This is a genomic window from Mucilaginibacter sp. (assembly GCF_041663085.1).
Lineage (GTDB): Bacteria > Bacteroidota > Bacteroidia > Sphingobacteriales > Sphingobacteriaceae > Mucilaginibacter.
The window spans coordinates 1-10,456 of record NZ_JBAZRC010000166.1; the positions used below are offsets into that span (position 1 = coordinate 1).

At 42.6% G+C, this 10,456-nt stretch carries 10 protein-coding genes and 1 tRNA gene; 6 read left to right on the forward strand and 5 right to left on the reverse strand.

Going from position 1 to position 10,456, the window contains the following annotated elements:
* Window positions 1-121 precede the first annotated feature (121 nt).
* The 4 genes from WC615_RS20565 to WC615_RS20580 form a co-directional block, all read right to left on the reverse strand.
* Window positions 122-916, reverse strand: a complete 795-nt coding sequence (locus tag WC615_RS20565; RefSeq protein ID WP_372979936.1) for an MlaD family protein — start codon at window positions 914-916, stop codon at window positions 122-124.
* Window positions 913-1,698 carry an ABC transporter ATP-binding protein gene (locus tag WC615_RS20570; RefSeq protein WP_372979937.1) on the reverse strand — a complete coding sequence of 262 codons (786 nt, stop codon included), beginning with the start codon at window positions 1,696-1,698 and terminating at the stop codon, window positions 913-915. Before WC615_RS20570 ends, WC615_RS20565 begins: the two co-directional genes overlap by 4 nt.
* A gap of 3 nt (window positions 1,699-1,701) precedes the next feature.
* Window positions 1,702-2,478, reverse strand: coding sequence for an MlaE family ABC transporter permease (locus WC615_RS20575; protein WP_372979938.1), 777 nt, complete (start codon window positions 2,476-2,478; stop codon window positions 1,702-1,704).
* Window positions 2,479-2,556: 78 nt separating this feature from the next.
* Window positions 2,557-3,267, reverse strand: coding sequence for a pirin family protein (locus tag WC615_RS20580; RefSeq protein ID WP_372979939.1), 711 nt, complete (start codon window positions 3,265-3,267; stop codon window positions 2,557-2,559).
* A gap of 114 nt (window positions 3,268-3,381) precedes the next feature.
* On the opposite strand from WC615_RS20580, the gene WC615_RS20585 reads away from it, so the two are divergent.
* The 5 genes from WC615_RS20585 (at window position 3,382) to WC615_RS20605 (ending at window position 9,812) form a co-directional block, all read left to right on the forward strand.
* The gene (locus WC615_RS20585) at window positions 3,382-4,035 is read left to right on the forward strand and encodes an oxidoreductase (RefSeq protein ID WP_372979940.1); all 654 of its coding nucleotides are present in this window, start codon (window positions 3,382-3,384) and stop codon (window positions 4,033-4,035) included.
* Window positions 4,035-5,903: an ABC-F family ATP-binding cassette domain-containing protein gene (locus WC615_RS20590; protein ID WP_372979941.1), complete on the forward strand. Its 1,869-nt coding sequence runs from the start codon at window positions 4,035-4,037 to the stop codon at window positions 5,901-5,903. The genes WC615_RS20585 and WC615_RS20590 overlap by 1 nt, the downstream gene beginning before the upstream one ends.
* Before the next feature lie 3 nt (window positions 5,904-5,906).
* On the forward strand, window positions 5,907-6,152 hold the full coding sequence (locus WC615_RS20595) for a hypothetical protein (protein ID WP_372979942.1): 246 nt from the start codon (window positions 5,907-5,909) through the stop codon (window positions 6,150-6,152).
* A gap of 38 nt (window positions 6,153-6,190) precedes the next feature.
* Window positions 6,191-8,053: a tRNA uridine-5-carboxymethylaminomethyl(34) synthesis enzyme MnmG gene (gene mnmG, locus WC615_RS20600; RefSeq protein ID WP_372979945.1), complete on the forward strand. Its 1,863-nt coding sequence runs from the start codon at window positions 6,191-6,193 to the stop codon at window positions 8,051-8,053.
* Window positions 8,054-8,168: 115 nt separating this feature from the next.
* Window positions 8,169-9,812: an Ig-like domain-containing domain gene (locus WC615_RS20605; RefSeq protein ID WP_372979943.1), complete on the forward strand. Its 1,644-nt coding sequence runs from the start codon at window positions 8,169-8,171 to the stop codon at window positions 9,810-9,812.
* Here the strand turns inward: WC615_RS20605 and WC615_RS20610 are convergent.
* Window positions 9,802-10,314, reverse strand: coding sequence for a gamma carbonic anhydrase family protein (locus tag WC615_RS20610; protein WP_372979944.1), 513 nt, complete (start codon window positions 10,312-10,314; stop codon window positions 9,802-9,804). The genes WC615_RS20605 and WC615_RS20610 overlap by 11 nt on opposite strands.
* 67 nt (window positions 10,315-10,381) lie before the next feature.
* Between WC615_RS20610 and WC615_RS20615 the strand changes: the two genes are divergently transcribed.
* A tRNA-Gly gene (locus WC615_RS20615) sits at window positions 10,382-10,454 on the forward strand.
* The last annotated feature ends 2 nt before the right edge of the window (window positions 10,455-10,456 follow it).

Sequence of the window (10,456 nt, forward strand, 5' to 3'; positions counted from 1 at the left end):
AGGAGAAATCTTCTACGAGCGAAATGTCGGTCCTGACGTAGAAGATTTCTCTTTCGCTACCCGCACTTTACCCACTACACACACCCATCTAAATGACATCGTGGTAAATGCGACCGGTTTATTAATTATCCTCTTTCTTCTTCGCTGCATCTTTAGCTGCTTTATCTTTAGCTTCCCGGATCTTTTCCTGTGCTTTTTTGATAGAGTCCTGCTTGGCTTTGGCGGCTTTCTTTTTCTTGTTGAAGAAGCCTTTTAACAGAAAGTTACTTTGCGCGGCTTTCAAATCCTCGTTCAACGTGGCCGTAGTGGCGTGCACACCTTTCATCGTTGTGTTAGCTTGTTTTACAGTTCCCTCCAGATCTCTGGCTATCTTATCGTTGTTTAGCAGGCGGCCTATGCTCCCTTTGCCACTATTCACTTTCGCTACAATTTCAGACAGGTCGCTGGTTAGGCTTTCGGCATTATCTGCAACTTTGGTAAGCTTTGAAATGATCTTATCCACATCAACGGGGTTAACAGCTCCCAGTTGGTTGCCTTCCTGCACTTCGGTTTGGCTTTTTATGCCGCCGGGGGCTATCACAATCAGCTTATCGCCCATTAAACCATCGCTGCCTATGCTCATTTTAGAGTCCGTTTTGATGAATTTTTTAACAGAGTTGTTCAGGGTAAGGTCAACCCTTACAGAACTGTCTGTTACAATGTTAATGGCCTCAACCACCCCTACGTTGATCCCGGCAAAGCGTACATTATTACCAACGGTAAGCCCGCTAACATTTTTAAATGTGCCGTATACCCTAAAGGTAGAGCTGAACAGGCTTTTTTGGTTCCCGATATAAAATACCGCCAGGAACAGTACAACCAGGCCTACTACCGTAAATGCCCCGATCTTTATTTTTTGTGATGATGTGGTTTTCATGTTGTTTCGTTAAAAAATGACCTTACCAGTTTATCGTCCGATTTTTTGAGCTCATCAAACGAGCCCTCGGCTATATATGTACCCTCATTCATGATCACAACACGGTCGGCGGTAATTTTTGCGCATTCCATATCGTGGGTTATAATGATAGCTGATGTTTTATATTTCTTTTGCATATCCAGGATCAACTCGCTTATCTCCCGCGAGGTGATGGGGTCCAGACCGGTGGTAGGCTCGTCATACAGCATAATTTCAGGCCGTACAATCATCGTTCTGGCCAACCCGGCACGTTTCCGCATCCCGCCCGACAAGTCCGACGGTAGCTTATCTATCGCGTCAGAAAGGCCCACCCCTTCAAGAGCTTCCTCTACCCTTTTATCAAGCTCGACCTGGTCGTTTATTTTCAGGATACGCGTAAGCGGGAATTCAAGGTTATCCCTAACGGTCATAGAATCGTACAAAGCCCCGCTCTGAAACAGGAAGCCCACTTTGGTACGCAATTCCTTTAGCTGCTCGTCGTTCATCTGCGCAACATCGTCGCCAAAAACCTTAACTGTTCCATTATCCGGGGTAAGCAGGCCAACAATACATTGGATGGTGACAGATTTGCCCTGGCCCGATTTACCAAGCACCACCACATTCTCGCCGCGTTTTAGCTGCATGTTGATGTCCTTCAGGACTTCTTTTGTGCCGAATGATTTTGAGATGTGATCGATATCCACCACTACCTCGTTTTTATCAAGCTTCTTATTTTCTTCGGTATGTTTTTTTTCTGTTTCCATGTTTTACCTGTAAAATAATAAGCTGGTTATCTGTACTGCTACGGCATCAATCACAAAGATCCACAGGGATGCGGTAACCACCGCCGAGTTGGCCGCAATGCCCACGCTTTCGGTGCCTTTGTTTGAGTTATAGCCCTTATAGCACCCTACAAAGCCAATGGCAAAACCAAAAAATATGGTTTTAACCAGCGCCGGGAAAAGATCTATAAACTCAAGCGAGGAGATACATTTGTGAAAATACAGGGAGAAGCTGATATCATCAGTAAAGTTTAGCGCCAGAAAGCCTCCAAAAAGGCCTATCGCGTCGCCAATAATGGTAAGCAGCGGGATCATTAAACTGGTGGCAATAATACGTGTAACTACCAGGTATTGCAGCGGGTTTGCACCCGATACTTCCATAGCATCAATTTGCTCGGTAACCTTCATGCTGCCCAGTTCGGCACCTATGCCTGATGCTACCTTGCCGGCGCAGATAATAGCGATGATAACCGGCCCTATTTCGCGTATAAATGATACTGCAAGGGTTTTTGGGAGCATGCTTTCGGCACCCATTTGCAACATGGATGGCCTAAGCTGCAGGATGAGTACCAGCCCCATAATAAACGAGGTGATACCAACCAGCATCATGGAGCGGTAGCCGATCTCGTAGCACTGGCGCACAAACTCCGACCACTCAAAACCGCCCCTAAAAATATTGCGGAAAAAGCTTTTGAAGAACACACCTTGTTCCCCTATGCTTTCCAGCCATCTTTTGTATCCGGTAATTGCCTGTTCTGCCATAAGTTATTTATTACTTGCCAGTTATAAACAAACTATTGGTAAAAAGTTTTTATTACCGAAATTTTATTTTGCTATAGCTTATAACATCGGTACTTCTATGATCAATAGTTTGCTTTCGCTGTTTGTTTCTATCGTGAAGCTGTCTGTATCGTAAACGCCGATAGCATCCCTTTTGTTTAATCCTTGGTCCGCTATGGTTACATCTCCCTCTAAAACAAACACATAAGCACCATTTCCGGGGGTTTTTATGGTATAATTTAACTGTTGCCCAGCATCAAAATTACCTTGCGAAAAGGTGGTATCCTGGTTTAACCAAAGGGTTTCGTCGCTTTTTAACGGCGATATTAGTGTAGTGAACTGGTTCCGTATAAACTTATCGCCAAAGTTCTTTTGATCGTACCGGGGTTCGATGTTCCTTACTTTTGGGAAGATCCAGATCTGCAGGGATAAAGTGTCTTCCGTTTTTGAAGGGTTATACTCGGAATGGAAAACACCGGTACCGGCCGACATTACCTGCACGTCGCCGGCTTTGATAATGCCCTTGTTGCCCATGCTATCCTGGTGTTCTAACGCGCCCTGCAATACAATAGTGGTAATTTCCATATTATCATGCGGGTGGCTGCCAAAGCCGTGATCGCGGGCAATAAAATCGTCATTTAACACCCTTAGAACGCCAAAATTCGTCCTTTTTTCGTCCCGAAACGGCCCAAAACTGAATGAAAAGTTCGCTTTTAGCCAACCTATGTCGTTGTACCCTCTGTCGCCTGCGGCGTGAAATACTGTCTTCATTTTAATGCTTATTAATGGTAAAATACTTATTGTGTAATTAAATACATGTTTAAACACGCAATATTTATTCCACAATTTAATTATGCGTATTTTTGCGCGTTGAAACCAACCATAATGGCATATAAAGCAATTATAGCAGGCGCAAGCGGCCTAATTGGCAGTAATTTGGTTAAAATTTTACTGGAAACGTCGCAATATTCCGAGGTTTTAGTGATAGTTAGGAAAGAATTGCCCATTCAGCATAAAAAGCTTGTGCAGCTGGTGATCAATTTTGATGAGCTGGATAAACATGCAGAAGCTATAAATGGACACGCTGTTTTTAGTTGCCTTGGTACCACCAAAAGCCAAACGCCGGATGAGCAGCAATATCGGAAGATTGACCATGATTATCCTTTGCAGTTGGCACAATTAGCCAAACAAAATGGCGTTGAACAGTTTCATGTGGTATCATCCATTGGGGCAAACAAAAACTCGTCAACCTTTTACCTGAAATTAAAGGGTGAGCTGGAAGATGCGTTAAAAAAACTTGGGTTGAAAACCCTGCACATTTATCAGCCATCCATGCTGATGGGCGAGCGGGATAGAAACCACTGGGCAGAGAAGTTAGCGACCGGCCTTTTCAAGATTATTGACCCATTGCTGATAGGCGGCTTAAAAAAGTACAGGAGCATTAAGGGCAGCACAGTTGCCCATGCCATGTTCAAAAAATCATTAGAAAGTGCAACGGGCACTTTTATATATACATCAGATAAAATACATACTATTTAGTGAGCACTTATATCTCGGCCGAAAATTTAGGCCACTCCTTTCATGATAACTGGTTGTTTAAAAACCTGACTATTGGCATTAACCGCGGCCGCAGGGTTGCGCTTGTTGGTGTTAATGGCGCGGGTAAATCAACCTTGTTAAAGATCCTTTCCGGTTCGTTAAAGCCAACCGAAGGCAAAGTTGCGCAGGCACGCGACCTGAATGTTGGCTACCTGGAGCAGGACCCCTACTTTAAAGAAGCCGTTACCATCAGTGATTATATTTTCCATGCTGATAATATCCAGCAACAGCTGATCCGCCGTTACGAAGAGTTATTAGAGAACGACCCGGAGAATATGAAGGAGATGGATAAAGTGATGGAGGAGATGAGCGAGATTGATGCCTGGGAATATGAGTATAAGATCAAGACCATTTTAGGAAGACTTGACATACATCACCTTAACCAGCACATTAGCACGCTATCAGGCGGCCAGAAAAAACGTTTAGCTTTAGCTAAACTATTAATTGAGGACCCTGAAATTTATATTTTAGATGAGCCTACCAATCACCTTGATATTGATACTATTGAGTGGCTTGAAAAATTACTGACCGAAGGAAGCAAAACCATTTTGATGGTTACGCACGACAGATACTTCCTGGATAACGTTTGTAACGAGATTTTGGAGATAGACCGCGGTAAAATAATACCTTATGTAGGCAACTATGGTTACTACCTGGAGAAAAAAGCCGAACGGGAAGCATCTGATGAGGCGACGTTCCAAAAAAACTCGAATTTATTGCGTAAGGAGCTGGAGTGGATGCGCAGGCAGCCCAAGGCTCGTGGCACTAAATCAAAATCGCGCATAGACGCGTTTTACGATCTGGAATCCAAAACGAAAGATCGCGGAGCTAAAGAAAATGTTGAACTGAGTGTTAAGGTATCTCGCCAGGGAAACAAGATCATGGAGATGCATAGCATCAGCAAGGGTTTTAACGGCAATACCTATATCAAAAACTTTAGCTACACGTTTAAGAAAGGCGACCGTATTGGTTTAGCCGGAAAGAATGGTAGCGGCAAGTCTACCCTATTAAATCTCATCACCGGCGGCTTACAGCCGGATAGTGGTGAAATTGTAAAAGGAGAAACTACCGTAATTGGTTATTTTAACCAGGCCGGGCTAAGCTTTAAAGAGGACGAACGTGTTATTGATATTGTAAAGAACGTTGCCGAGTTTATAACAATGGCAGATGGCAAGCTGATCTCGGCTTCCGCTTTGCTTACTTTATTCTTGTTCCCTCCTGCCAAGCAATACGGCATGGTATCAAAACTTAGTGGTGGCGAAAAGAAACGCCTGCACCTGATGAGCATCCTGATCAAGAACCCAAACTTTTTGATACTGGATGAGCCTACTAACGATTTGGATATTGACACCCTGAATGTGTTGGAAGAGTTTTTAACCAACTTCCCCGGCATTCTGATCATGGTATCGCACGACAGGTACTTGCTGGATAAACTTACCGACCAGCTTTTCATAATGGAAGGCGAAGGGAAAGTTTTGATCTATAACGGCAACTATTCATCATACCGGATTGAGCTGGAAGAAAGCAAGCAACAGAATAAAAAAGCCGCTGCTGCCCCTGCCCCTGTTCAGACGGAGGCTCCCAAAAAAGCGAAGCTGAGTTTTAAAGAAGAGAAAGAGTTTGAAGGGTTGGAAAAAGAAATAGCAGACATTGAGGCCAAGCTAAGGGAAACAACCGAAGCTTTAAACACCATCAATATAGACCCTAAAGAGTTAACCAAACTAACGGATAAAATAGCTTACTTAAACAAACAGCTTGATGCAAAATCGGCACGCTGGATAGAATTAGGCGAGTTAAGAGAGGCGTAAATTATGACAACATCAGACATCATTGCTTCTGTAGGCGTTATCATCCTATTAATAGCATTCCTGCTAAACATGTATAAGAAGGTTTCGGCACAGGGCCGGGTTTATACAGGAATGAACTTTTTAGGGGCTGCGATATGTTGTTTTTCGTCATATTTGATAGGATTTTATCCTTTTGTTGTATTAGAAGGTGTTTGGGGCGCTTTTGCGCTGTATTCCTTTTTGAATGTTCCACGTGGAACATCTAAGTAAAAAATCACATAATGTTCCACGTGGAACATGGAGGTTATATGTTTAAGAAATATAATGTAATTGTTGTGGGTGCCGGGCATGCGGGCTGTGAAGCTGCAGCTGCCGCCGCTAATTTAGGTTCATCTGTTTTACTCATTACGATGAACATGGGGACCATTGCACAGATGAGTTGCAACCCTGCAATGGGCGGTGTAGCTAAGGGGCAGATAGTGCGGGAGATTGATGCGATGGGTGGCTACTCGGGTATTATTACCGATAAAACCTCCCTGCAATTTAGGATGCTTAACCTAAGCAAAGGCCCTGCTATGTGGAGCCCGCGCGCGCAAAGCGACCGTGCAAGATTCGCTGAAGAGTGGCGTATAGCGCTTGAGAAAACACCTAATGTAGACTTCTGGCAGGATATGGTTACATCCCTTTTGGTAAAAGGAAATACCGTAGTAGGTGTAAAAACATCTATAGGTGTAGAGATAGAAGCCGACGCTGTAGTGCTCACAAATGGCACCTTTTTAAATGGTGTTATCCATATAGGTGAAAAGAAATTTGGCGGAGGCCGTACCGGCGAAAAAGCGGCTACCGGCTTAACAGAGCAACTGGTAACCCTGGGCTTTGAGTCGGGCAGGATGAAGACTGGTACCCCACCCCGAGTGGATGGCCGGAGCCTGAATTACTCGGTAATGGAAGAGCAATGGGGCGATGAGGAACGCGGTAGATTTTCATACACCGATGTTGAATTAGCTGCCGACCAACGCTGCTGCTGGATAACTTATACCAACACCAAAGTGCACGAAACCCTGAAAGAAGGGTTCGAAAGATCACCAATGTTCACCGGCAGGATCAAAGGTTTAGGCCCAAGGTACTGCCCTTCTATAGAGGATAAAATAAACCGTTTTGCCGAACGCGACAGGCACCAGATATTTGTAGAACCCGAAGGTTGGAACACTGTTGAGATATATGTAAATGGATTCTCCACCTCATTACCAGAGGATGTACAATACAAAGCGCTAACCCAAATACCGGGTTTCGAAACTGCAAAAATGTTCCGCCCGGGGTATGCTATTGAGTATGATTTCTTCCCGCCTACCCAGTTAAGCCTGACATTAGAAACCAAACAGATCAGCAACCTTTTCTTTGCGGGCCAGATAAATGGCACCACCGGTTACGAAGAAGCAGCATCACAAGGCTTCATTGCAGGCATTAATGCACATCAAAAAATAAACGATAAGCATGAACTGATCCTGAAAAGATCAGAATCATACATTGGTGTTTTGATAGATGACCTGGTAACAAAAGGTACGGAAGAGCCTTACCGTATGTTCACTTCAAGAGCTGAGCATCGTTTATTACTACGCCAGGATAATGCGGATATCAGGCTAAGCCCTATTGGCCATGACTTAGGATTGATAAGCGATGAGCGCCTGGATAAGGTAAACAGGAAGATCAAAAACTCTGACGAGATAGTTGCCTTTACCAGAAGCAAAAGCATCAATCCATCTGAAGTAAATAGTATGCTGGAAGAAGCAGGCACCTCTCCTATTAACCAAAGTGCGAAACTGTTTAATTTATTAAGCCGGCCTCAAATAGGTTTTAATGAGTTAAAACGGGTAGATGGTTCTCTGTCAGATAAGTTATCTGCATATGATAAAGAAACAATTGAACAGGCTGAAATAAAAATCAAATATGAGAGTTACTTTATAAAAGAACTGGAAATAGTTGACCGCATGAAAAAAATGGAAGACCGGGAAATTAACCCTGAGTTTGATTACCGTCAACTGGTTTCATTATCTAAAGAAGCGAGAGAAAAATTGATGCGGATAAAACCACGTACTTTAGGCCAGGCATCGCGCATTTCGGGCGTGTCGCCGTCTGATGTGTCGGTTTTAATGGTACACGTATCAAGATAAGCTATAAATAACTGTAAATCAATTAATTATAAAATATCGTTTATAAAGCATTTTCTCAGATTTTTAATATCACAATTCATAAAAATATAAAAATCGTTTACAGGGCATAAAAACAATGTTAAAACCAAAATCGGCCTTTTTCGGTAAAAATTTATTCTTTTTAATGGTGGCCCTAATCGTTTTTGGCTGCGCCAGCATCCAAAAACCAATGGGAGGTCCGCGCGACCTTACTCCGCCAAAATTATTAAAGGCCACGCCTGAAAATATGACCCGTAATTTTTCGGCCAAAAAAATAAGCCTGGAGTTTGATGAGTTTTTTAAGTTGAGTAATCAGTACCAGGAAATAAGCATTAGCCCGGCCATGGAAAAATTGCCGGAGTACAATGTAAACCGAAAAGTACTAAACATCGACTTTAAGGATACCCTACAAAAAAACACAACGTACGTTATCAACTTTGGTAAGGCCATACAGGATGTTAACGAAAGCAACGTACTCACAAATTTTACTTACGTTTTTTCTACCGGCCCGCATATCGATTCGTTAAGCATGTCGGGTACGGTAACAAACAGCATCACCCAGGAAAAAGAAAAAGATGTAACAGTGATGATCTTCCCGTTAAAACAAGACTCGCTTTTATTCGGCAAAAAGAAGCCGAGCATTTACACAACAACAGATTCATCAGGTAACTTCTCTTTAAACAATTTACACGATGGCCAATACCGTATTTATGCTTTAAAAGAACCAAGCCCAAATAAGATATTTGATAACGACAGGGAATTGATAGCTTTCTCTAACCGAACAATAAACCTTAGCAAAGATACATCTGATATTAAGCTGGCGCTATTTCAGCAGGTGCCGGAAAAGTTCAGACTCAGTGAAAAAAAGTTTACGCCTAACGGTGTGTTCTCGATGATATTTAATAAAAGGCTGGATAACCCATCTATTAAAATAGTTTATCCTCCGGCTTTGGACAATCAGAAGATAGCCGAAATAAGCAAGACAAAAGATACTGCACTTGTTTATATGCGTAATATGGATTTCGACTCGCTGCGGGTTGCTATATATGATAATAATAAACCTATAGATACTGTTTACCAGTTAAAAGGCAAAAAAGAAAGCTTTACCAGGACCCTTACATTTAAATACGGAATAAACAGGGATAATAAGTTAAAGCCCAATACTGACTTTCGCATAACAACAAATTTACCTATTGAATCTTTCGAGCAAGGATTGATTGTATTGAGCGAAGACTCTGTTAACGTAACTAATTATACTATTCGTAAGGATACCGCAAGCACACGCGACCTGCTCATAAAGTATAGATGGCGGCCGGGAAGCAAATACCAGCTTTTATTAAATGAAGCAGCCATTACTGATATTTATAACGATAAAAACAAACGCGCCGGAATTGCCTTTGAAGCAGACAAGCCAGAGAACTACAGTATGTTAACCTTAAAAGTAAGTGTGCCCGAGGCTAATAAGCAGTATGTGATTGAACTTTTAGACGAACAGAAAAATGTAGTACGAACCGATGTAGTTACGGGCAGTACATCGGTGGTGTATCGCAACTTTTTAACACAGAAATATAAGGTACGGGTTGTGTATGACACCAATAAAAATGGCCGCTGGGATAGTGGTAATGTAAAACGCCGTGCACAGCCGGAGAATATATGGCTGTATGAAAAAGAAATAACGCTAAGGCCAAACTGGGAAGCAGAAGAACCTATAGATATACCGAAAGAACCTGTTACTCCTTAAACCACCCTGAATACATAATGTAATTTTGCGGTAATTTATTCAGTAAAGCCTTTTGCTCATCAGTAAGAGGCTTTATTTTTTTTGCCGGAGTACCGGCATACAGGTAGCCAGATTCGCAGATGGTTCGCTCAAGCACTACAGATCCTGCCCCTATTATCACATATTCTTCCACTACAGCATCATCCATTACAATAGCGCCCATACCTATCAAAACATGATCGCGCAGCGTGCAGCCATGTACAATAGCGTTATGGCCTATAGATACATTATTGCCTATATTGGTTGGTGCTTTTAAGTAGGTAGCATGAATGATGGCACCATCCTGGATATTGCTATTATCCCCTATCCTGATGTAATGTACATCCCCGCGGATAACGGCATTAAACCAAACCGAGCAATTGTTGCCCATTACTACATCACCAACAATGCTAGCATTTTCAGCAATAAAACAATCGGTTCCCCATTTGGGTGTTTTATCTTTTACGGGCAGTATAACAGGCATAATTTATTTTTTGAATTAGTGAATTAGCGATTGATTTACTTTTCTTATGTTTGAATGCTTAATACAAGCGGAAATAGCTCAGTTGGTAGAGCATCAGTTTCCCAAACTGAAGGCCGCGGGTTCGAATCCCGTTTTCCGCTCA

Excerpts from the sequence above, each read along its gene's own strand:
- WC615_RS20565 (WP_372979936.1), bottom strand. The coding sequence starts at position 916 with ATGAAAACCACATCATCACAAAAAATAAAGATCGGGGCATTTACGGTA.
- WC615_RS20570 (WP_372979937.1), bottom strand. The coding sequence starts at position 1,698 with ATGGAAACAGAAAAAAAACATACCGAAGAAAATAAGAAGCTTGATAAA.
- WC615_RS20575 (WP_372979938.1), bottom strand. The coding sequence starts at position 2,478 with ATGGCAGAACAGGCAATTACCGGATACAAAAGATGGCTGGAAAGCATA.
- WC615_RS20580 (WP_372979939.1), bottom strand. The coding sequence starts at position 3,267 with ATGAAGACAGTATTTCACGCCGCAGGCGACAGAGGGTACAACGACATA.
- WC615_RS20585 (WP_372979940.1), top strand. The coding sequence starts at position 3,382 with ATGGCATATAAAGCAATTATAGCAGGCGCAAGCGGCCTAATTGGCAGT.
- WC615_RS20595 (WP_372979942.1), top strand. The coding sequence starts at position 5,907 with ATGACAACATCAGACATCATTGCTTCTGTAGGCGTTATCATCCTATTA.
- mnmG (WP_372979945.1), top strand. The coding sequence starts at position 6,191 with ATGTTTAAGAAATATAATGTAATTGTTGTGGGTGCCGGGCATGCGGGC.
- WC615_RS20605 (WP_372979943.1), top strand. The coding sequence starts at position 8,169 with ATGTTAAAACCAAAATCGGCCTTTTTCGGTAAAAATTTATTCTTTTTA.
- WC615_RS20610 (WP_372979944.1), bottom strand. The coding sequence starts at position 10,314 with ATGCCTGTTATACTGCCCGTAAAAGATAAAACACCCAAATGGGGAACC.